This window comes from Polyangium mundeleinium, assembly GCF_028369105.1.
In the GTDB taxonomy this organism is placed as follows: domain Bacteria; phylum Myxococcota_A; class Polyangia; order Polyangiales; family Polyangiaceae; genus Polyangium; species Polyangium mundeleinium.
Map to the genome: position 1 here is coordinate 3129616 of NZ_JAQNDO010000001.1, position 22885 is coordinate 3152500.

The window sequence follows — 22885 nt, forward strand, 5'->3', positions numbered from 1 at the left end:
TGTCGGAGGACCGTTCGTCTGCTCGATCCGCGGGCCGCGACTGCATCACAAAGACGAGTTTACCAAACGCCGCGCCGGATGGCACTGCGGCGCGGAAACGCTCGCAGCGTCCGTTTGCTCCGGCCCCTCACGGATGAATGAACACCACCGTCCCCGTGAGGCTCCGCGCCGCTCCGTGCCATCCATGCGGCACTTGGGGCTCCGTCCAGTGGAACAGCCTCCGCGCGTCTTCCGGCGCGAGGTTCACGCAGCCGTGGCTCTTCGGCTGGCCGAAGCGGTCGTGCCAGTAGGCGCCGTGCAGCGCGTAGCCGTCCTGGAAGTACTGCACGTACGGCACGTCGCGTAGCTCGAACTCCTCGCCCACCGCGTCCGAGTCCATCGTCACGCTCACGTGTTTCGTATGGATCCGGAAGATCCCTCGCTTCGTCGACTTGCTCGTCTCCGGATCCTCGAGCCCGCTCTCCCCACTCGACACCACCGTCGCGAACACCGCCTTCGTCCCCTCGTAGGCGACGAGCACCTGCTTCGTGATGTTGATGTCGAGCCACTTCTCGCCGTTCTTCCCCCACGCCGGCATCTTCTTCGCCGGATCCACGCGGCCCGCGTGACGGTCGTCGATCCAGCCGCCGTCCTTCATCTCGTAGTGCAAGACGCCGCCCACGAACTTCTGCTTGCCCGTTAGCCCCACCGCCGCGCGGTACGGGACCTCCCCGTTCGCGACGAGCTTGTTCTTCCCTTCATCCCACACCCAGCGCTTCGCCCCAGGCCTGCGTACCAGCGCGAACGGGAAGTCGACGTCCTTGCCGATCTCGTAGCCGTGGAAGTCGCTGCCGCGGATCGGACGGAACCGATCCGCAGGCATCACCCGCAGATCCGTCGACACGTTGTAGCGTCGCCCCTCGTGCAAGAACGTCTCCACGAAGGCCACCCCGTTGCGCCGCTCGACCTGGCCGATCTTCACGAGATCGTTCGTCTTCAAAAGACCCGACAGGTTCGGCACGCGGCCGCCGTCCTTCAGGAAGAACGGGATGTCCTCGTCCGTGAGCTTCTGCTCCATCGCGTCGAGCGCGGGCGGGGAGGGCGAAGACTTCCACTTCATCCACACGTCGAGCCCGTACGTCGCGCCGCTCTCCTTGTCCTTCTCCCACTTCGCGATGTGCTTCTTCAGTCCAGGCTCGTGCGCCTTCAGGTCCTCGGCCGTGGGGATGCGCGCGTAGACCGGGCCGCCGCGCGTCACGATGCCGTACATGTACGGGAGCTTCTGCGTGATGTCGGGGCGCCGCGTCGCGGCCTTCACGATCGGGTGGTTCAGATCGATCGTGGCGTCGGGGCCCACGCAGACGTAGCCGTACGGCTTGATCTTGCGCCATCCGTCCTTGCAGCCGGCCGTCCCCGCGATCTCGGGATCCATCTCGACGATCGCGCCGGCGCGAAGGAAGCCGACACGCGCCGCCTTGGGATCCGGCTTCGCCACGACGTCGGTGCGCATCGCGATGCTCGCGAGCCGCGGCGCGTTCTCCGGGATCGGAGGGGGCAGGTGCGCGATGCCCGCGAGATCGACGAGCAAGGGCCCGCTCGGTTCAGGGGGAGGCGCGTCCGCGTCCGCCGCGTCCGCGGAAGCTGCGCCGTCCGTGTCGGCTTTCGGATTCGTGGCGGCGCCGGCTTCGGAGACCGCGTCGGCGACGAGGCCCGGGGCCGGTCCTGGTTTCTCGCGGCAGCCGCCGAGGCTCGCCGCCGTGAGGACGAACAGCGCGTAGCAGTGGCGTCGCATGACGTGAGGCCCGTTAGCGCATGCCAGGGCGACGATGTCCAGTTTTCCGCAGGCCCCTCGCGTCGCCGTCGGCGCTCGACGCTTCCACCTTGCTCCCTTCGTCGAGTTGCACCGCCCACAAGCCCACCCTATGAAAATCGAGAGGGGAAGTGGCGAAGGCAGACGGAGAGCTCGGTCGTCCCGTGACCAACAGCGCGGCGCCGCTCGAAAGCACAGCTTCGTTCCTCGACTCGATCGTCGAGAACCTCCCTCACATGATCTTCGTGAAGGACGCGGCCGAGCTCCGCTTCGTCCTTTTCAACAAAGCAGGCGAGGACCTGCTCGGGCTGCACCGCGAAGCCATCCTCGGCAAAAACGACGACGACTTGTTCCCCCGAGAACAGGCGATGTTCTTCGTGGCCAAGGACCGCGAGGTGCTCTCGGGCAACTGCCTCGTCGACATCACCGAGGAGCCCATCCAGACGCGGCACGGTCTGCGCGTCCTGCATACGAAGAAGATCCCCATCGTCGACCACGCGGGGCAGCCGCGTTTTTTGCTCGGCATCTCCGAGGACATCACGGAGCGAAAGCTGCTCGAAGAGCGAATCCGCCGCGCCGACGAGCGGCAGCGGGTCCTCGCGCAGACGACCGCGCCCCTCGCGCCCGCCGGTGGGGATCCGCTGCCCGCGGCCGCGCGCTTGGCCCTGCCCGTCGGCGGCGACGGTTGCATGTTCCTCATCGATCCGACGAGCGGCGCGCCCCGCGCCGTCGTCGCGCACGTGGACGCCGCACGGGAAGAGCGCTGGCGGCAGCTCGTCGAGACCTCGAACCTCATCGAGCGCTTCTCGGCGTCGGCCCGCGCCGTGCTCGAAGCAGGACAGCCGCTCGTGCTGAACGAGATCGACCACGCGACGCTCGCCTCGTTCACGACGGACACGAGGGCCGCCTTCGAGCTTGCCGCGCTCGGGCCCCACGCGCTCCTGCTCGTCTCGCTGCGCGGGCGTGATCAGCGGCTCGGCACGCTCGTGTTCTTGCGTGACGTGACCGAGCGCGCCTTCGACGAGGACGACCGCGCTTTCGCCGAGCGGTTCGCGCAGCGCCTGGCCGGGGACCTCGACAATACGCGTCTCTACCGGGAGCTCGAGCGAGCCGAGGCGGCGCAGCGTTTCCTCGGCGAGGTAGCCGAGCGCCTCGCTGGCTCGCTCGACTTCGACGAGCTCGTCGGCCTCGTCCCGCGCCTCACCCTCCCGTTCCTCGCCGACTGGTGCGTGATGTACCTGCTGGAAGAAGACGGGCAGATGCGACGCTTCTCGGTGGCCCACGTGGATCCGTCGCGGGATGCGCTGCTCGTCGAATCGGTGGGTCGGTACGCCCCGGGGAGCAAGCAGCCAGGCCTGGAGCCCGCGAGCACGCTGGTGCCGATCTTGAACCCCGTGGTCGACGATGCCCTGCTCGATCGCGTCTGCGTGGACGCCGATCACAAGGACCTCGTTCACCGCATCGGAATCACGACAGCGATGGCCGTGCCCGTGCGCGCCCGCGGGCGTGTGCTCGGCAGCATCAGCTTCGGGCGCGGCAGCGGAGGATCTCCCTACCAGAGCCACGATCTGACGCTGGCGATCGCGCTCGCCGATCGCGTGGGCATCGCGCTGGACAACGCGCGCCTCTACCAGGAAGCCCAAGCCGCGCTCCGGGCGCGCGACGAGTTCCTCTCGATCGCCTCGCACGAGCTGCGGACGCCGCTCACGACAGCGTGCCTCTCGGTCGATCTGCTCGCGCGCGGGTTGCAGAACGGGGGGAAACCCAGCGCGACCATCGCGCGTGCCTTCGGCACGCAAAAGCAGCTCGCGCGCTTGAAGCGCCTCGTCGACGGCCTGCTCGACGTCTCGCGGATCGCCGCGGGGAAGCTCGTCCTCGAGCTCGGGGAGATCGATCTCTGCGCGTTGTGTACCGAGCTCGTGGAGCGCTTCACCGAGGAAGCGCAACGCGTGGGCAGCGAGGTGCACCTGCACGTGCGCTGCGCCCGCCAGATCCACGGCGACGCGATGCGGATCGAGCAAGTGCTGACGAACCTCCTCACGAACGCGCTGCGCTACGCGGCCCCAGCCCCGGTCCACGTGCAGGTCGAGGTCGCGGAGAACGGCGCGCTCCTCTCGGTGCGGGACGAGGGCAAGGGCATCGCCCCCGAGGATCTCGCGCGGATCTTCGACCGCTTCGAGCGCGGCGCGACGTCGAGCGCCCACGGAGGCCTCGGGCTCGGCCTGTACATCGCGCGCCAGATCTGCGAGGCCCACGGCGGCACGATCCGCGCGCTCAGCGAGCCCGGCCGCGGCGCCGAGTTCGTGGTCGAGTTGCCGCTTTCGCCGCCGTTGTGTTTGTGAAGGCGGCGCGGAGCTGGGGCTTTGCCCCCAACGGGGTCCGGGGCAGGTGAAAAGAAGCCCCTTGGGCTACGCGCGCCCGAACCGGACCACGAGCCCGAGCCAGCCGCGGGCGAGGTAGAGCGCGTTCAGCGCGACGTACATCCAGAAGAAAACGTCGAGCCGATCCGCGAGCGCGAAGATCCAGATGTGGCTCGGGTAGTGGTTGAGGAAGCGCAGGAACGTCATCACGAGGGACGCGACGCGGCCGACGATCGACTGCGGCTTCTTCTCGCCCACGGTCTCGTAATGCGCCTCCGTCGGCGTGTCTTTTCCCGTGAGCTCGGGCCTGCGGACGAAGTTCGTCAGCGAGATGCCCGAGGCCACGATCACCGCGCCGGCCACGGCCGCATAGAGGAACCCCGGGCCGTTCGCGGGCCACGTGGAGCCATCGATCCCGAGCCCTCCTTTTCTGTGGAGGTGGATGCCGATCACGGCGACGAGCAGCACCGCTTTGATCTCGTCGACGAAGAAGTCGAAGAGGTGGCCCGTGGGGGAGGCGAGCTTCTTGTACCGCGCGAGCATCCCGTCCGCGCAGTCGAAGAGGTAGGCGAGCTCGAGGACGAGCACGGCACAGAGGCCGCCGCGGTAGGAGGGGAGCGCGACGAAGAGCGCGGAGCCGGTCACCGCGACGAAGAGGCTCAGGATCGTGATCTGGTTCGGCGTGAGGGGCGTGCGGTGGATCGCGGCGACGAACACGGCCGCGAGCGGACGCATCACGTACGTGTTCCAGATCTGATCGTGTTTCTTGCGGGTGAGGCGGTAGACCTCGATCGGGCTGCCCGGCATGGCCGGGCGCATCCTAGTGCAGGCGACCCGCTTGCGGGTCGGCGAGATCGTGCAGCGAGCTCGCCTCGGGGGGTGAATCGGCCGGGCTGTGCCTGGCCGAGAGGGGGACGCGAGGCGTCCCCCTCGGGACCAACCTCAGCCTGGGACGAATCCCTCGATCGCCTTGGTCACGTCGTCCTTCGCCTTGTCGAACTCGCGCGCGTCGCCGCCGGTCTCCAGGACGAACACGTCGGCGTCGGTGACGAAGACCGTGAGCCAGAAGATGTGGGGCCGGTCGTAGACCGTGCGCGTGTAGCGGAGCTGCTTGCCGGTCGCGCCGCTCTTCGTCTTGACCTCGCGCGAGGCTTCCGCCGTGTAACCGATGTTGCGGAGCTTCAGGTCGATCGCGTCGGTCCAGAAGGAGAGGTTGCCCTTCGGCCGGTTCGGCTCGACGCGCACGCTCATCACGACGCCCTGGGCCGTGGTCGCGCGGAAGGCGTACTCCTCCTGGTCTTCGAGTTCGACGAAGCCGTCGGGCGTGTTCAGCTTGAAGCCGGGGCCACAGCCGATCCCGAGGAGGGAGGCGGCGAGGCACAAGAGGAGCATCGAGACGTTGCGTTTCATGGTCCTTGCCTCCTTGCCTCAGCGAAGGGTCATCAGCGTCTCGAGGCCGACCCTCGAGAGCCAGTCGATGGGCAGATCGATCGTGCGCGGCGGCGGGGGCGGCGGCGGCGTGCCTTGCGCCACGACCTGCTGCTGCTTGGGCTTGGCCGAGACGTCGACGGTGATCGTGGAGAACGTCGCGCGGGCGCGGAGGAACCGCATGCGGCCTTCGATCTGATCGATCTCGCGGCCCACGCGCTCGAGCTCGTGCTCGACCTGCAGCGCGTCGTTCACGTTCGCTGCCTTCGCGAGGAACTCCTGCAGGCGCTTCTGCACGCTCTTCAGGTTCTGGAGGCGCACTTCGAGGTCGTGGAACTCCTCGGACACGTCCTCCGCGTTCACGCTGCGGCGCTTGACCTCGCCGAGCTTCTCCAGCGCGGTGAGCGCGTCGCGGAAATGCCGCGAGGGCACGCGGATCACGACGCCCGCGTCCGAGCGCGACGCGAGGTAGCCGCCGAACGACTCGGCCATGTCGATGACCTTGTCGATCGTCCCGGGGATGACCGTGGACTCCGCGACCTCCATGCCGACGCGGCCCGTGTAGATGAGCAGCGGCGTCGCGGGCTTCTCCTGCGGCTGCTGCGGCTCGGAGGCGCCTTCGGTCTTCTTGCCGCCGGGCGCGGGCTTCGCGCCCGTGGGAGGCGGCGTGGGTTGCTTCGGCGCGGCCGCGGGCGCGGCCATCGGGGCGCGTGCGCCGGGCGCCACGGGGGCCGGGGCGGGCGACGGGCCGAGCGCTGTCGCTTTCGCGGCCGCGTCGGGCGAGCCGCCGAAGAAGCCCGATTCGTCGGAGCTGCCCATGCTCTCGTAACTTTCGCTGTCGCTGGCGGCCATCGGCGCGGGCGAGGGCGCATCCATCGGCATCGGGGCGCCGGCGGAGGCGGGCGCGGCCTCGGCCTGCGCGGCGCCGCCGCCGTAGTAGGCCGGCTGCGGGGCGTAGGCGGCCGCGGGCGGCTCGGCGCCGGCGCCACACCCGACCATGAAGAGAGACGTGGTGATCAACGTGAGCGCGGCGAGCCGCGCCCGGAGGGTCCGGAACACGTAGGGCATGCGAGATCTCCCGGAAGCCGACGAGAAACGAAGGCGCTGGTTCGAGCTTACACCTCTCGCTCTCGACCGTGTGGCCGTTGCGAACGGCTGGCGCCGGCCGGTCGCCGCGCCGATGCGAAGGTCGGCCCGCCGCGGTAGCCTCCTGGGAAGGCCGTGTTCCACCCCCTCGTCGACGCCTGGTTCACCCGCCGTTTCGGGGCCGCGACGCCTGTGCAGGTCCGCGCCTGGCCCACGATCCAGCGAGGTGAGGACTGCCTCATCGCCGCCCCCACTGGCTCCGGCAAGACGCTGGCCGCGTTCCTCGCGTGCCTTGATCGTCTCGTGCGTGCGAGCGACGAGGGGCGGCTCGCGGACCGCATCGAGGTCGTTTACGTCTCGCCGCTGAAGGCGCTGTCGAACGACGTCCAGAAGAACCTCGATGAGCCGATCGCGGAGCTCACCGCGCTCGCCGACGAGCTCGGCCTCGCGCGGCCCGCCGTCCGGACGGCCGTGCGCACGGGCGACACGCCGGAGAAGGACCGGCGAAAGCTCTTCAAGAAGCCCCCGCACGTGCTGGTCACGACGCCGGAGTCGCTCTTCATCCTGCTCGGATCGGCCTCGGGTCGTCGCGCGCTCGGCGGCGTGCGCACCGTGATCGTGGACGAGATCCATGCGGTCGCCTCGGACAAGCGAGGCGCGCACCTCGCGCTCTCGATCGAGCGGCTCGAAGAGCTCGTGACGAGCGGCGGGGAGGCGCGCCCGCAGCGCGTGGGGCTCTCGGCGACGATGCGGCCGATCGAGATCGCAGCGCGGATGCTCGTCGGCGCAGGCAGGCCGCTGCCGGAGATCGTCGACGCGGGCGTGCGCCGGGATCTCGACCTCGCCGTGGAGGTGCCGCGCGACGAGCTCGGGGCGGTCTGCACGAACGAGCAGTGGGAAGAGCTCTACGACCGCGTGGCCGAGATGTGCCGCGCGCACAAGTCGACGCTCGTCTTCGTCAACACGCGCAGGCTCGTGGAGCGGGTGGCGCTGCACCTTGGCGCGCGGCTCGGCGAGCAGGCCGTGGCCGCCCATCACGGCAGCCTCTCCCGTTCGCGGCGGCTCGCGGCGGAGCGCAGGCTCAAGGCCGGCGAGCTCAAGGTCGTGGTGGCGACGGCGTCGCTCGAGCTCGGCATCGACGTGGGCGCCGTGGAGCTCGTTTGCCTCGTGGGATCGCCGCGATCGATCGCCACGGCGCTGCAGCGCATCGGCCGCTCGGGCCACGCGCTCGCGGCGACGCCGAAGGGACGGATGTTCCCGTTGACGCGGGATCAGCTCCTCGAGTGCGCGGCGATCGTTCGGTCGGCGCGGCGCGGCGAGATCGACCGCATCGCGATGCGCGACGCGCCGCTCGACGTGCTCGCGCAGCAGATCGTGGCGGCGTGCGCGTCGGGGGAGCGGGGCGAGGACGAGCTCTTCGCGCTCATGCGGCGGGCGGCGCCCTACGAGAAGCTCACGCGCGCGGCGTTCGACGATGTCGTGCAGATGCTCGCCGAGGGCGTGTCGGCGCGGCGCGGTCGGGCGGGCGCGCTCCTCTTCCGGGACGGCGTGGGCCAGCGGCTCAAGGCGCGGCGCGGGGCATCGATCGCCGCGCTCACGTCGGGCGGCGCGATCCCGGACAACGGCAACTACGACGTCGTGCTCGCGGACGGGATGAAGGTCGGCTCGGTCGACGAGGACTTTGCGATCGACTCTTCGGCCGGCGACGTCTTCCTCCTCGGATCGACGTCGTGGCGCATCCGCCGGATCGAGGCGGGCAAGGTGTGGGTCGAAGATGCGCCGGGCGCGCCGCCGACGGTGCCGTTCTGGTTCGGCGAGGGGCCCGCGCGCACGCGCGAGCTCTCCGCGGAGGTGGGCCTCTTGCGCGAGGAGGTCGCGCGGAGGCTCTTCGATGGGCGCGAGGCGGACGAACCGGTGCGGCTCTGGTGGACGGCGGCGTGGCTGGAAGAGACGTGCGCGCTCGATCGCGCGGGCGCGGTGCTGCTCTGCGAGTACGTGGCGGCCGCGCGGTCCGCGCTCGGGGAGATGCCGTCGCAGCGCGTCGTCGTGGCCGAGCGGTTTTTCGACGAAGCGGGCGGGATGCAGCTCATCCTGCACGCGCCCTTCGGCGCCCGCATCAACCGCGCCTGGGGCCTCGCGCTGCGCAAGCGCTTCTGCCGGAGCTTCGACTTCGAGCTGCAGGCGGCGGCGACCGACGACGGCGTGCTGCTCTCGCTCGGCGCGCAGCACAGCTTCCCGCTCGAAGTGATCTTCGAGATGCTGCGGCCCGAGGGCGTGGTGGGCGTGCTCGAACAGGCCGCGCTCCAGGCGCCGATGTTCGGGACGCGCTTCCGGTGGAACGCGACGCGCGCGCTCCAGATCCTGCGTTTCTCCGGGGGGCGAAAGGTGCCGGCGCCGCTCGTGCGCATGCGCAGCGACGACCTCATCGCCGCTGTGTTCCCGGCGCAGCTCGGCTGCCAGGACAACCACGGGCGCGAGGCGATCCTCGAGATCCCGGATCACCCGCTCGTGCGCGAGACGATGCGCGACTGCCTGACGGAGGTGATGGACGCCGAGGGCCTCACCGAGGTGCTCGAACGGATCCAGCGCGGCGAGATCCGGATCGCCTCGCGCGAGACGGCCGAGCCGAGCGTGCTGTCGCACGAGATCCTGAACGCGAACCCGTACGCGTTCCTCGACGACGCGCCGCTCGAAGAGCGACGGGCGCGCGCGGTCACCGTGCGCCGCGGCTTGCCGGCGGAGATTGCAGACCGGATCGGCGGGCTCGATCCGGAGGCCATCGAGGCGATCGTCGCGGAGGCCCGGCCCGTCGTGCGCGACGAGGACGAGCTGCATGATCTCCTGCTCGATCTCACGGCGTTGCCCGAGGAGGACGCGAGCGCGCTCGGATACGATCGGCGCCTCGACGTGCTCGTGCGCGCGCGTCGCGCCGCGAAGCTCGCGGGGCCGGGGATCACGGGGGCGCTGTGGGTCGCGGCCGAGCGGCGGGATCGGGCGGCTTCGATCTGGCCCGCGGGGGCCTTCTCGCCGGAGCTCGTGCAGCCCACGAAGGTCCCCCTGGAAGCGCCCGCGGAGGGAGAACGCGAGGCCGCGATCGCGGGCCTCGTGCGCGGCTGGCTCGCGCTCGTCGGCCCCATCCAGGCGGCCATGCTCGCCGAGCGTCTGTCGATCGAGGTCGCGGACATCGAGATCGCCCTCGCGCGCGTGGAGGCGGACGGCGTGGTGCTGCGCGGGAGGTTCTCGCCGGACCTCGAACCCGGGGCGATCGAGTGGTGCGATCGGCGCCTGCTCGCGCGGATCCATCGCCGCACCGTCGACGGCCTGCGCCGCGCGATCGAGCCTGCGTCGCCCGTCGAGCTCGTGCGTTTTCTGCTCGCGTGGCAGGGCGTGATCCCGGGGCAACACGCGCAGGGCGCCGCGGGGCTCGCGCGTGTCGTCGAGCAGCTCCAGGGCTTCGAGATCGCCGCGGGCGCGTGGGAGAGCGAGATCCTCCCTGCGCGCGTCGAGGCCTACGATCCCTCGTGGCTCGATCTGCTTTGCCTGTCCGGCGAGGTCACGTGGGGGCGGCTCTCGCCGCGCGCCTCGGCTGGCGGCGCGCCCACGCGCGCGGCGCCCATCACGCTCGCGCTGCGGCGGGATCTCGCGTGGCTGCTCGCGGAGCCGTCCGAGGCCCCGCCCGAGGCGCCGCTCGGCGACGAGGGACTTTCTCTTGCCGCGCGCCGTGTGCTCGCCACGCTCGGCGCGGCGGGGGCGTCCTTCTTCGAGGACATCGTCCGCGCCACGGGCCTCGCGCGGCCCGAGGTCGAGGAGGCGTTGTGGGAGCTCGTCTCCGCCGGGCGGATCACGGGGGACGGGTTTGCGGGGCTGCGCGGGTTGCTCGGGCCCTCGGCGCGCGCCCGCGCTCGTTCGAGCACCAAGCATTCACGTGGCGCGCCCGTCCTCGCGGCAGGCCGATGGGCGCTTCTCCGCGCGCCGGTTCACGCCGACGCGCCCCCCGCGGGCGGCGTCGATCCTGCCGCGCTGATCGAGGCCCAGGCCCGGCAGCTCCTGCGGCGCTGGGGCATCGTCTTCCGCGAGCTCGTCACCCGCGAGTCCCGCGCGCCCGCATGGCGGGACCTCGTGCGTGTCTATCGCCGCCTGGAGATGCGGGGCGAAGTGCGCGGGGGCCGGCTCGTCGCATCCTTCGTCGGCGAGCAGTTCGCGCTGCCCGAGGCCCTCGAATCGCTGCGGGCCCTTCGCAAGGCGCCGCTGCGCGGAGAGGCCGTGCGGCTGTCGGCGTGTGATCCGCTGAACCTGGTCGGGACGATCCTCCCAGGCGAGCGCGTGCCCTCGACGCTCTCGCACTTCGTCACGTACCGGGATGGGATGCCGATCGAGGAGCCGATCGGGGCGGAGAAGGTGGGGCCTGCAAAGGCTCGCCCGGGTGAACGGGCGCCCGCCCGCGCGGTCTGAGCTACCGCGCCGCCGGCGCGACCATGAACTCGCCGAACAACTCGCGCCGCGCGACCCAAGGCGTCTGCTTGCCGTTCGAGGCCGCGCGCACCCGCTCGGTCACGTAGTCGACGAGCTCGTTCACCTCGATGGCGCCGCTGCGATCCCGATCGGGCGCCTCGCCGTCGAGCGCTTCGAGCAGCGCGCTCGTGAAGAGCCCGTGTCCGCCCTGGAGATCCTTCTGCAACGGCTTGGGCTGGCCCTCCCACGCGAGCTCGAACCCGCGGCTCGTCCCGCTCGCCCCGTCGGGTGGCACCTCGTAACTGAACTGCGATCCGCGCGCCGCCGAGAACACCAGGACCCCCGCCCGATCCCCCGCCGCGAGCTCTCGCGCGAGCGCCTCGTTCGGCGCGACGACCTCCGTCGACACGTGCCCCGCATGGCAGGCGTCGAGCATCATCAGCACGCGCCCGCGCGCCCCGCGCAGCGCCTTCTCGATGCGGTCCCATCCGATCCCGTGCTGGATCGCCGCTTCGCGGGTGAACATCGCCTGGCTCGTCAGGAAGAGCATCTTCGACTCGTCGAGCCGCGCCCCGTGGCCCGCGAAGAACACGACGGCGAGATCGTCCGGGCGCATCCCCGTGAGCCCCGCGAGCGCCTCGTCCACGCGCTTCACGGTCACCTCGTCGTCGAGCAACGTCGTCGCCACGATGCGGCCGAACGGGCGGTTCGGTCCCGCGAGGCGCGCGAGTGAGGCCGCGACCGAGCGCGCGTCGTCGTCGGCAAACTCGAGCTGCTGCTCGGGCGGCATGTGGGGATACCGGCTCACGCCGATCGACAGCACGTGCAGGCTCGGCTTCTCCGCGAGGGGGGAGGTCGACACGACGTCGAGCTGCTCGGGGTTGCTCGCGTAGCCGGCGGCGTCGTAGGCGACGAGGCTCAGGCGGTTTCGGCCCGCGTGGAGCGGCACGTCGAGCGAGACGCGCCCCTCCGCGGCGCACACGAGCCGATCGGCCGCGGGTTTGCCGTCGACGAAGACACGCACGCGATCGACACGCGAGGGGCTCGTCGCGACCACGTCGAGGTCGAGGTGGTTCTCCGTCGTCTCGATCCTCCCGCGCGGGGCCTTCGTCTCGATGCGCAACCTCGGTGGCCGCGCGAGCGAGGCTGGCGCCGCCGCCTCCTCCCCGCCCAGGCTCCGCTCCACGAGATCCGGCCGCTCGAACCGGGTGGCGAAGCGCTCGAACGAGAAGCCCTCCAGGGGATCCGAGAACGTCCACGCGACGCTCCGCGCTCCATCGATGCTCGATCGGTAGGCGCCGGACGGCGTCGTCGACACCCACTCCCCGTTCGGCGTGGAGACGAGCATCATGACGACGTCGCCGCGCTCCGTGACGAGGGTGGTCCCGCCCCCGTTGCCGCTGAGGAGGAAGAGGTCCCGCTTCGGAACGACGGTGATCGCGGAGATCTCGTTGTCCGCGAGATCGAGGCGCGTCCGCACGGCGAAGCTCGACGCGTCGAGCACGGCGGGCTTGAGCCCCCCCACGACGATCGCCCCCTTGTGCCATTGCACGGCCCCGTCCGTCTCCGGCTTGTGCACCTTCCGCACGCGGCCCGTGCCGCCGTCGATCTCCATCAGCACGGGCACGAAGTGCTGCACGCCGCCCTTGTTCGTCTCCAGCCGCCGCGTCGACATCAAGACCGTCTTTCCGTCGGGCGAAAAGGCGGCGTGGGATCGATCGACCTCCATCCCTCCATCCGGCCGCTTCGCGACGCCGAACGGGATCGTCTGAAGTTTGAGGGTCCAGTCGATCTTCCCCGTGTCCGTGCGCAGGGATGTGAGCACGTCGCCGCCGCCCACGACGAGGCGCAGGCCGTCCTTCGAGAGCGCGAAGAACTTCGCGTCCGACGCGAGCTTGGCGACGACGCGCCCTTGGGGCCGCGCGATCTCGCCGAAGGGAGTCTTCGGCAAGGGCGGCATCGGTCCGCGGAGATCCCAGCGCTCCACGGCCACGTCGTGTTTCTCCTCGATCACCGGCGCCCCGCCCGGGCCCTTTTGGCTCTTGAGCTTCCGATCCGTCAGCACACGCACGGTGAGCAGCTCTTTGCTCGTCGGCAGGAACTCCGTGAAACGCACGAACGATCCGGACAGCAAACTCCAGCGGCGCAGGGTCAGTCCGCGCGTGGTCTCGCGCACGCGCACCTCGTAGCTGCCCGTCGACGAGGCGAGCAGCTCGCCGTTCGGCGCGTACGACAGCGCCATGATCCGCCCATGATCCAGCTCGTTCGCGGCGACGCCGGGCTTCGGCTTGCCGGTCCGGAGATCCCAGCGCGTCAGATCGCCGTTGAGCGCGCCCGTGGCGAGCTCGCTCCCGTCGGACCGCGCGGCGACCGACTCGATGGATCGAGGCAGCCCCTCGATCGTGCGCACCGCGCGCATCGTCCGCACGTCCCGCACCACGATGCTCGTGTTCTCGGCGAGGTGGCTCCGGGCCGTCACGAGCGTCGAGCCGTCGCGGCTCGCAGCGATGAGATCCCCCCGCGGTAGATCGGGTGTGGCGAGCGAGACGGCCTGCGCGTCGGGGAGGGTGAAGGCCGATGCGTTCCCGGTCATGAGATCCACGGCCCAGAGCCGGCCGCCCGCCACGGACACGTCTTTGTACCGACCTGGAAGGACGCGCGGCGCGCCGCCCTTCGCGAGCGGGAACAACGTCGTCCCCCCGCCTGCGCCCATCACGACGACGACCTCGGGCGTGAGCGCGACGCGCATGGGCGTGTCCGCGAGCCCGCTCCCCAGCGGGAACCGATGCGTGACCGTGTCGGTCGTGACGTCGACGACGACGAGCTCTCCGGGGTAGGCCACCGCGACGCGCCGGCCCTCGGCGTCGTGCGTGAGCGCGAGCGCGCTCGAGGCCTTCGTGCCGACGGCGATCTCCTTCTTCGCGCGGCCCGTCTTCGCGTCGAAGAGCGTGAGCTTGTCCGCGGCCATGGCGAGCCACGTGCCGTCCGGCGAGAGCTGGAAGGCCCCGTGGAGCGGGATCGCGGCGCGCGGGCCCTTGGGCTTGTCGAGGTCGACCACCTGCACGAGGAGCCCCTCGGGCGTCCCGTCCGGCGCGTAGTACGCGAGGCGCTTGCCATCCGCGCTGAGCGACAGGTCTTGCACGAAGAACCCGGCCGTCACGAAGCGGGTGAGGAGGAGGCCCGCGCGGAGATCCCACACGCGCACCGTGCCGTCCTGCGCGCCCGACGCGAGCTTGCTGCCGTCGGTGCTCACCGCGATCCGCTGGATCGGCCGCTCGTGACCGTTCTGCAGCAGGAACGTCGGCTTGCTCGGCGTGTTCCCGGCCGGAGGCGCGGTGTCCGGGCACGTGGGCAGCGGCGCGTCGGGATCCGTGGGCCCCTCGGCGATCCGAGGCGCCGCCTTCGTCTGCGTAGGCTCTGTCGGAGGTCGCGCCTGGTGGAGCGGCTGCACGGTCGTGTTGCAGCCGGCAGCGACGATGAGGGACGCGGCGAGCGCGCGGAGGAGGGTTCGAATCGGGGGCCGGGCCACGGGCCCGAGGGTACTACCGGTCGCCGCGCACGAACGACTCGAAGATGTCGACGTCCCGCGGCGAGCCGAGGACCAGCGGCACGCGCTCGTGCAGCTCCGTCGGCGTGATGTCGAGGATACGCGTGCTGCCCGTCGACGCCTTGCCGCCGGCGGCCTCGAACACGAACGCGAACGGGTTCGCCTCGTAGAGCAGCCGCAGCTTGCCTTGCTTGTTCTTGCGATCGGCCGGGTAGGCGAAGATGCCGCCCTTCATGAGCGTCCGGTGCGCGTCGGCCACGAGCGACCCCACGTACCGCGCCCCGTACGGCCTCGCCGTCGCCTTGTCCTCCTCCTTGAGCCACGCGTTCCAGCGGCGTACCTCGTCGGACCAGTACGTGCTGTTGCCCTCGTTGATCGAGTAGAGCGAGGCTTGCTCGGGGATGCGGATGTTCTCGTGCGAGAGGAAAAACTCACCGACGGTCGGATCGTACGTGAACCCGTGCACGCCGCCGTGCCCCGTCGTGATCACGAGCATCGTCGACGAGCCGTAGAGGATGTACCCGGCCGCCACGAGCTCGCGGCCGGGCCGCAGGAAGTCCGCCTCCGTCGCGCCCTCGCCGTCGGTCTCCTTGCGCAGCACGCCGAAGATCGTCCCGATCGAGATGTTCACGTCGATGTTCGACGAGCCGTCGAGCGGGTCGAAGACGACGAGGTACTTCGCGCGTCGATCGGTCGAGGTGATCCGGATCGAGTCGAGCTCCTCGCTGGCGACGGCGGCGCAATGCCTGCGACGCCCGAGCACGCTGAGGAGCGTCTCGTTCGCCTCCTCGTCGAGCTTCTGCACGAGCTCGCCCTGAACGTTCGTCTGGCCCGTGTACCCGAGCAGCCGCGCGAGGCCGGCGCGACGCACCTTCGCGGTGACGAGCTTGGCTGCGAGGCCGATCTGGTTGAGGAGCGACGTGAACGTCCCGGTCGCCGCCGGGAACCCGAGTTGTCCTTCGAGGATGAACGTTTCGAGCGTGATTCCAACACGCGAAGGCCCTTCGGGCGGCGGGGCCCAGCTCTCTAGCCGCTTGTCCGAACTCGTCGTCATCGTGTCTCCCCTCCGGGGCCTGCCGTCTACCACGGCCCTCCGCCCGACGTCGTCCGATTCCGGAGGCGTGGTGCTCGTTGCGGAAGAGCCGTCCGCGGCCTAGCCTGCCGTTCGCTGCCCGCGCGCCGGGCGAAACCCGTTCACGCTTGGGGCTTCGGGTCGCCTTCGGCGCCCTGCGCCCCAAACCCCGCCGGAGACGACCATGGCTCTCACCGATCGCGTCAAGCAGATCCTCTCTTGGTACTCCTCGGACAACCCCGGTACCCAGACGAACCTCGTGCGCCTCCTGAACCACGGCGGGCTCGCGGGGACGGGCAAGCTCGTGATCCTGCCCGTGGATCAGGGCTTCGAACATGGCCCGGTGCGGTCGTTCGCGCCGAACCTCGATGCGAACGATCCCGACTACCACTTCCAGCTCGCCATCGACTCGGGATGCAACGCGTACGCCGCGCCGCTCGGCTTCCTTGAAGCGGGCGCCGCCAAGTTCGCTGGGCAGATCCCGCTCATCCTCAAGCTCAACAACAGCGACTCGCTCGGCAAACCCGAGCACCCGATCTCGGCCGTCACGGGCTCGATCGAGGACGCCCTGCGTCTCGGCTGCGTGGGCATCGGCTACACGATTTATCCCGGCTCCGGCGCTCGGAACCAGATGTACGAGGACCTCCGGGAGATCACGATCGAGGCCAAGCGCAAGGGCCTCGTCGTCATCGTCTGGTCGTACGCGCGCGGCTCGATGTCGAAGGCCGGCGAGACGGGCATCGACATCATCGCCTACGCCTCGCACATCGCGGCCGAGCTCGGCGCGCACATCGTGAAGGTCAAGCCTCCGACGGCGCACATCGAGCAGGACGAGGCGCGCAAGATGTACGAGAAGTACAACATCCCGATCGCGACGCTCCCTGAACGGATCCGCCACGTCATTCAGTCGACGTTCAACGGCCGGCGCGTCGTCATCTTCTCGGGCGGCGAGGCCAAGGGCGCGGACGCCGTGCTCGCCGAGGTGCGCGAGCTCGCCGCGGGCGGCTCGTTCGGCTCGATCATGGGGCGCAACGCGTTCCAGCGGCCTCGCGCGGAGGGGCTCGAGCTCCTCACGAACGTCATCCGCGTCTACAAGGACGCGTCTTCCGCAGGCCGCTGAGCGCGCACGCGTCGACGCGCCGGCCTTGCCGCAGCGCGGCGACGTACCCCGAAGAGGCGCGCGTCACATGGGGTTTGGGGCGTAGCTCGGCCTGTCCGAGCGCAGCCCCGAGCGTCACATGGCGTGGCGCGCGCCGTCCATCCCCGTGAAACCCACGAGACGAGCGGTCGACGTTGCCTGCGTCTCGTGATTAGATGCGCGCCCCGACCCCCGAGGGGTCGCATGCAATCGTCCAGGAGAACGCATGTCCATCAAGCTTTCCGTCGTTTCCCAGGACCCGCTTCGGATCGACGCCGACGTCGCCGTCATCGGCGTGCCCGAGGGGGCCACGACGAAGGAGGGCATCCTCGCGAAGCTCGAAGAGGCGCTCGGTCCGGTCGTCTCCCGCCTCGTCAAACGTGAGGATTTCACGGGGAAAAAGGACCAGACGCTCGATCTGCAGACGAACGGCGTGCTGCCTGTGCAGCGTGTTCTCCTGATGGGTCTGGGCAAGGCGACGATCACGGACGTCGAGGTTCGCCTCCTCGCGGCGAAGGGCGCGCGCACCGCGCTTGGCGGCAAGGCCGAGTCGCTGACGATCGCGCTGCCCGAGGGCGTCGCGCACGCCGCGCGCGCCGCGGCCGAGGGCGTGGTGCTCGGTGCCTACCGCTTCACGAGCTTTTTGACGGGCGATCGCATCCCGAAGACGAACCTCGCGCGCGTCACGCTCACGACGGCGGGCCGCGTGAGCAAGGCCGATCGTGACGGCGCCGCGCTCGGCCAGAAGATCGGCGCGTCCGTGTGCATCGCGCGCGACCTCATCAATACACCCCCGAACGAGCTCTACCCCGAGAAGCTCGCGAAGGCGGCAGAGGACGTGGCCAAGGCGAACGGCCTCGAGTGCAAGATCTTCGACAAGGCCCAGCTCACGAAGCGCGGCATGAAGCTCATCCTGGCCGTCGGCCAGGGCAGCTCGCGGGATGCGCGCCTCGCACACCTGACGTACAAGCCGGCGAAGCCCGCGAAGAAGAAGCTCGTCTTCGTCGGCAAGGGCCTCACGTTCGACAGCGGCGGCCTCTGCATCAAGCCCGCGCAGGGCATGGAAGAGATGAAGGGCGACATGGGCGGCGCGGCCAACGTGATCGCGCTCATGGCCGCCGTCGCTGCCACGAAGCCGAATGTCGAGGTGCACGGCATCATCGGCTGCGCCGAGAACATGCCGGACGGCAACGCCTACCGGCCGGGCGACGTCTTCGGCTCGCTCGACGGCAAGACCGTCGAGATCATCAACACGGACGCCGAGGGCCGCCTCGTCCTCGCGGACTGCCTCGCGTACGCCCGCGCGCTCGAGCCCGATCTCATCCTCGACAACGCGACGCTCACGGGCGCGTGCGTCGTCGCGCTCGGCCCCACGGTCTCCGGCTTTTTCGCGAACCGCGAGGAGCTCGCCGAGCAGTTCCGCAAGTCGGCGAAGGCGGCGGGCGAATCGACGTGGCAGCTCCCGCTCGTGGAGGAGCTGCGCGAGGGCCTGAAGAGCGACTGGGCGGACATCAAGCACACCGCCGATCGCTGGGGCGGCTCGATCACGGCCGCGCTCTTCCTGCGCGAGTTCGTGGGGGATCGCCCGTGGATCCACGTGGACATCGCCGGCCCCTCGCTTGCGAACAAGCCCTACGGCATCTACCCCAAGGGCGGCACGGGCCACGGGGTCCTCACGTTCCTCCGGCTCATCGAAGAGCTGTCCTGAAGTTCTCGCTGTGAACCTACGCCGCAAGCTCGCGCGGTCGATGTCCCGCGCGATCGCCGATTTCAAGCTGCTCTCCGACGGCGACCGCGTCCTCTGCGCGGTCTCGGGCGGCAAGGACAGCTACGCGATGCACGACCTGCTCGTGGATCTCGCGCGCCGAGCCCCCGTGCGTTTCAGCGTCGTCGCGGTGAACATCGACCAGGGGCACCCGGGCTACCCGGGGCACCTCCTGCGCGAGTACATGAGCGCGCGTGGCCACGAGTTCGTGATGATCAACGAGGACACCTACTCGATCGTCACGGACAAGATCCCCGAGGGCAAGACGTACTGCTCGCTCTGCTCGCGCCTGCGCCGGGGCATCCTCTACCGCATCGCGCAAGAGATGGGCTGCACGAAGATCGCGCTCGGGCACCACCGCGACGACGCGATCACGACCTTGATGCTGAACCTCGTCTTCGCCGGGCAGCTCAAGGCCATGCCGCCGAAGCTCGTGGCGGACGACGGCAAGAACGTCGTCATCCGCCCGCTCATCTACTGCGCCGAGGACGATCTCGCGGCGTTCGCAGCCGAGGAGAAGTTCCCGATCCTGCCGTGCGACCTCTGCGGCTCGCAGGAGAACCTCCAGCGCAAGGCGATCAGCCGCCTGCTCGCCGACCTCGACGCGCGTTGCCCCGGCGCCCGGCGGAACATGCTCGCCGCGCTCGGCAACGTGCGGCCGAGCCACCTCTTCGATGCCGGCCTGTGGCAGAAGCTCGGCCTCGAAGTCGCGCGGGATGACGGAGGCAGCGAGGCCTCCGCCGCGCTCGCGGGGGACGATGAGGACACCGGCGGCTTCGTCCCGCTGTCGAGGCTCTCCGATCGGAGTATCGTGTGAGCACGCATGGCGGATGAGCGGGAGCAGCGATCGAGCGAGACCGACCACGAAGGGGCCCTCGCGGAGCCGCTGAAGGTCGCCCCCGCCCGCGCCCTCGCGCCGCAAAACGAGGGACCCGTCGCGCGCCTCGTCGCCGAGATTCGCGCCGGGGATTCCCCCGGACAAACGCTGCTCGCCACGTTCGTCGCCTGGTCGACCACCGTCGCGCCCGCCGCGCTTTCGCGCACCGCAGCGCGCCCGGCCGCGTTCGTCGCCGTCGTGGGCCTCGTCGCCGGCCTCGCGGGTCCGCTCTTCCGTGGCAGCCGCCCGACCCTGGCGCGTCACGTCGGCATCACGGCATTTCTCGCGCTCACGACAGGCGCGTGGCTCCTCGGAGCACCCGCGCTCGCGCCCGCGCGCCTCGATCCTTTGCGTGCATCGGTCGGCGCGATCGCCTGGGGCGCGTTCGCGCTCTCGTGGCGGGAGCGCTGGGAGACGGGCCCGTCGAAGCCCGAGGTGCCGCGGGATCCCGACGCGCCGCTCCTGCAAGCGCGCTCGACGTTGCCGCGCGGCGCGATCCCCGTCGCGACCGGCGGCATCCTCGCGGGCCTCATTTATCTCGTCCTGGCGTGGCATGTGCGTGATGGAGATCGCGCGCTCGCCGCACAGGCCGTCGCGGTTGCTTGTGCGGTCGCCATCAGCGTCGTCGCAGCGATGGTGGCGGTGGAGCGCGGTAGGCGTTCGTCGAGGTCCTCGCGACGCATGACGCCTGCGGCCGGAAAATCGCTCCTCATGCTCGTCGTCTTCGTGGTGGCGGGAGTTGCCGTCGTCCTGATGCGGCGATAGTCGCCTGGCGGACGAATCCAGGCGTTCGGTGGGGACGCGGGGCAATCTCGGCGGCTTTCCCCCTCGTTCGACGACGTTCCAGGCCGGTCCGGCCCCACAGGCCGCGCGCGTCGAGGTATGCTCCCATCGTGTCTCGCGCGATTGACGCCTTCGCGGTGCTCCTGCTCTTCGCAGCCGCGTCTGCCTTTGGCTTCGGCGTTCATGCGCTCGGCCAGCGCGACGATTTCAAGGCGGTCTACCTCCTCGTGATCGGTGGCTTCTCCTTGCGAGCGTCGACGGAGCTCTTGCGCCCGCGGGGGGGTGGATGAGCGTGCGCGCGGGCGTGCTGCGCGATGGGCGTGGCGCTTCCGCGCCGCGGCTCGTGTCGCTCCTGTGGTTCGTGGCAGCCGCGGCAGGGTGCGGAGGCTCCGGGGGTCCTTCGGGGCCGCCGCCCGAGCGAGGCACGCTTGCCGCGGGGACGGTCGCGCGTGTCGGGCAGGAAGAGGTGAACGAAGGCACGGTGTCGCGCATTGCGTCGAGCCAGGGGGTTGACGTCGCGGCAGCGCGGGAGCTCGCGATCCGGGATGCGCTCTTCGCGAGCGAGGCCCGGTCGCGCGGCGCGTCGAACGATCCCGAGCTCGAAGGTCGCGTGAGCGCGGCGCTCGCGCGTCGGCTTTTGCATCAGCTCCTCGCGGAGGCGGATCACCAGGGGCCGGTGACGGACGCGGAGCTCGAGCGGGTGATGGCACGGCGGTGGATCGAGCTCGATCGCCCGGAGGGGTTTGGGACCGTGCATGCAGTCGTGCGGTTCGCGGAGAACGCGGATGACGCGACGCGAAGCCGCGCCGACGTCGTGGCGCGCGCGATCCGCGAGGCCGTGCTGCCGGTCGGCGCATCGGCGCGCACGATCGCGCGCCCGCAGGCGGCGCACCCGTTCGAGGACGTGAACGATCCAGTCGTCGCCTCGTTTCGCACCGCCGTCGACGGCATCGACAAGGATGGCTTCGAGATCGTGGTGGAGACGCTCGCGCCGGTCACGGCGGATGGACGCATGATCCGCCCCGAAGGCGGGACGCTGGTGGAACCGTTCGCGCGCGCAGCGAGTGCGCTCGGGGCGCGTGGCGACACGAGCCCCCTCGTGCCCACGTCGTATGGCGTGCACGTCATCGTCTTGCTCGAGCGCACGCCGGCGCAGAGCGTCCCTTTGGAGGAGCGACGGAAGCTCGTGCGTGAAGAGGTCGTGTGGGGCCGCGCGAGTGCGGCGCGGTCGAAGCTCCTCGAGGGGCTCCGGCGTGGTGTCCTCGTCGAGCGGAGCGCGGAATCGCTCCTCGCCCTGGTCCCGATCGAGCGATGAGCGAACGCACGCGATCCCGCCGTCCTCGTCCTGCGCCTCCGCCGCGTGATCAGGAGGCGACGACCTTCACGACGATCCTCGAGCGCCTCGTGCAGGCCTTGCCCAGCGCGAAGGGCGCGGCGATGGTCGACGCGGAGGGGGAGACCGTCGACTACTTCGGCGTCCTGGAGCCGTTCGACCTCAAAGTAGCTGCGGCGCACTGGCAGATCGTGCTCGGGGAGCTCCGGGAGACGCCGAACTTCGCGTCGCCCAAGCAGATCACGGTTCGGGCGCGCGGCCATGGGTACATCGTGCGGCAGCTCCCGGATGGGTATGCCCTCGTCGTCGTCTTTCATCCGCGCGCCGCGTTCGCGGCTTCCGAGCGCACGCTCGAGGAGATCGAGGCGCAGCTCTATACGGAGGCGGGTTGGTCGCTGCCGCAGGGCAGCACCAAGTGGTTCCGCGTGGATGTGGAGACGGCTCCGCCCGATCACTCGCGACCGAGGCGGCTCCGGGCGGCGGGCGGTTGGCAGTCCATCGAGGTGATGGGTGCGATGGTGGGGCTTCGCGGGCGGGAAAAGGGCTTTCGCGTGCGTCTGCCAAGCGGTGCGGAGATGCTGCTCGTGCGTGAGTGCCGGAACCGCTGGTTCGCGGACGAGCACGTCGAGGAGCTCATCTAGGCGCACGTTCGATTGTCTTGGCTGCGGGTTTTGCGGTGAAACCCGCTGTCGGACACGATGAACGGAAAAAGATCGTCCTGGTTGTTGACAGGAAGGGGAGGGTGAGTAGAGTCCGCCTCCCCAACGCGACGGCGGTGCCGCTGCGGAGGGGCTGCCGAGGGCCTGCGCCCCGGTTCTTCAGCAAGAAGGAGTGAGTTTGGCTCGCTCCTTCGCCCCGCGAGAGGCGGGGAAAAAGCGGAAGAGACGGGACGAAAAAAAAAGGTAACGAGGCAGTTGACAGGCGGAACTCGATGAGTAAAGTCCGCCCCCCTCGATGCGACGACGTGAGTCGCCGCGGAGGGGCCACCGAGGGCCTGTGCCCCGGTTCTTCAGCTCGATAAGGGCGAGGTCTACCTCGCTCCCTCAGCCTCGCGAGAGGGGAGGAGAAAGCGGAAGAAACGGGACGAAGTAAAAAGGCAAAAAGGTGGTTGACAGGCGGAACTCGATGAGTAGAGTCCGCCGCCCCGACGCAGAGGATGCCGCGATGAGCGGCTCCCGAGCGAAGGGAGAGTTGGTCGAAGTAGAAAGCGACTGACTCGAAAATGAATGGTTGACAGGGCGCCGCAAGGCAACTA

General features: G+C 70.1%; 15 protein-coding genes. 9 read left to right on the top strand and 6 right to left on the bottom strand.

What is annotated here, in order from left to right:
* Positions 1 to 127 precede the first annotated feature (127 nt).
* The gene (locus POL67_RS12685; RefSeq protein ID WP_271917545.1) at positions 128 to 1771 is read right to left on the bottom strand and encodes a L,D-transpeptidase; all 1644 of its coding nucleotides are present in this window, start codon (positions 1769 to 1771) and stop codon (positions 128 to 130) included.
* 182 nt (positions 1772 to 1953) lie between these two features.
* On the opposite strand from POL67_RS12685, the gene POL67_RS12690 reads away from it, so the two are divergent.
* Positions 1954 to 4131, top strand: a complete 2178-nt coding sequence (locus POL67_RS12690; protein WP_271917546.1) for a PAS domain-containing sensor histidine kinase — start codon at positions 1954 to 1956, stop codon at positions 4129 to 4131.
* 66 nt (positions 4132 to 4197) lie between these two features.
* Here the strand turns inward: POL67_RS12690 and POL67_RS12695 are convergent, their stop codons facing one another.
* The 3 genes from POL67_RS12695 to POL67_RS12705 all read right to left on the bottom strand — a co-directional run bounded on the left by POL67_RS12695 (position 4198) and on the right by POL67_RS12705 (position 6645).
* Positions 4198 to 4956, bottom strand: coding sequence for a CDP-alcohol phosphatidyltransferase family protein (locus POL67_RS12695; RefSeq protein WP_271917547.1), 759 nt, complete (start codon positions 4954 to 4956; stop codon positions 4198 to 4200).
* 135 nt (positions 4957 to 5091) lie between these two features.
* Positions 5092 to 5559 (bottom strand): hypothetical protein, encoded by a 468-nt coding sequence (locus tag POL67_RS12700; RefSeq protein ID WP_271917548.1) that lies wholly within the window; start codon positions 5557 to 5559, stop codon positions 5092 to 5094.
* An 18-nt stretch (positions 5560 to 5577) separates the two neighbouring features.
* On the bottom strand, positions 5578 to 6645 hold the full coding sequence (locus POL67_RS12705) for a DUF4349 domain-containing protein (protein WP_271917549.1): 1068 nt from the start codon (positions 6643 to 6645) through the stop codon (positions 5578 to 5580).
* A gap of 153 nt (positions 6646 to 6798) precedes the next feature.
* Between POL67_RS12705 and POL67_RS53560 the strand changes: the two genes are divergently transcribed.
* Complete coding sequence (locus POL67_RS53560) at positions 6799 to 11115, top strand: DEAD/DEAH box helicase (protein ID WP_271917550.1); 4317 nt, start codon at positions 6799 to 6801, stop codon at positions 11113 to 11115.
* Position 11116: 1 nt separating this feature from the next.
* Here POL67_RS53560 and POL67_RS12715 read toward each other — a convergent pair whose 3' ends face one another.
* Positions 11117 to 14644, bottom strand: a complete 3528-nt coding sequence (locus POL67_RS12715; protein ID WP_271917551.1) for a caspase family protein — start codon at positions 14642 to 14644, stop codon at positions 11117 to 11119.
* A 13-nt stretch (positions 14645 to 14657) separates the two neighbouring features.
* Positions 14658 to 15716 carry a class 1 fructose-bisphosphatase gene (gene fbp / locus POL67_RS12720; RefSeq protein ID WP_271917552.1) on the bottom strand — a complete coding sequence of 353 codons (1059 nt, stop codon included), beginning with the start codon at positions 15714 to 15716 and terminating at the stop codon, positions 14658 to 14660.
* A 202-nt stretch (positions 15717 to 15918) separates the two neighbouring features.
* On the opposite strand from fbp, the gene POL67_RS12725 reads away from it, so the two are divergent.
* The 7 genes from POL67_RS12725 (at position 15919) to POL67_RS12755 (ending at position 22271) form a co-directional block, all read left to right on the top strand.
* Positions 15919 to 16854: a class I fructose-bisphosphate aldolase gene (locus tag POL67_RS12725; RefSeq protein WP_271917553.1), complete on the top strand. Its 936-nt coding sequence runs from the start codon at positions 15919 to 15921 to the stop codon at positions 16852 to 16854.
* A gap of 244 nt (positions 16855 to 17098) precedes the next feature.
* Positions 17099 to 18580, top strand: coding sequence for a leucyl aminopeptidase (locus tag POL67_RS12730; protein ID WP_271917554.1), 1482 nt, complete (start codon positions 17099 to 17101; stop codon positions 18578 to 18580).
* 10 nt (positions 18581 to 18590) lie between these two features.
* A complete protein-coding gene (gene ttcA, locus POL67_RS12735; protein ID WP_271917556.1) occupies positions 18591 to 19454 on the top strand; it encodes a tRNA 2-thiocytidine(32) synthetase TtcA in 864 nt (287 codons plus the stop codon).
* A 6-nt stretch (positions 19455 to 19460) separates the two neighbouring features.
* Complete coding sequence (locus tag POL67_RS12740) at positions 19461 to 20279, top strand: hypothetical protein (protein WP_271917557.1); 819 nt, start codon at positions 19461 to 19463, stop codon at positions 20277 to 20279.
* A gap of 128 nt (positions 20280 to 20407) precedes the next feature.
* The gene (locus POL67_RS12745) at positions 20408 to 20587 is read left to right on the top strand and encodes a hypothetical protein (protein WP_271917558.1); all 180 of its coding nucleotides are present in this window, start codon (positions 20408 to 20410) and stop codon (positions 20585 to 20587) included.
* On the top strand, positions 20584 to 21612 hold the full coding sequence (locus tag POL67_RS12750) for a peptidylprolyl isomerase (RefSeq protein WP_271917560.1): 1029 nt from the start codon (positions 20584 to 20586) through the stop codon (positions 21610 to 21612). Before POL67_RS12745 ends, POL67_RS12750 begins: the two co-directional genes overlap by 4 nt.
* The gene (locus tag POL67_RS12755) at positions 21609 to 22271 is read left to right on the top strand and encodes a roadblock/LC7 domain-containing protein (protein ID WP_271917561.1); all 663 of its coding nucleotides are present in this window, start codon (positions 21609 to 21611) and stop codon (positions 22269 to 22271) included. Before POL67_RS12750 ends, POL67_RS12755 begins: the two co-directional genes overlap by 4 nt.
* Positions 22272 to 22885: the final 614 nt, after the last annotated feature.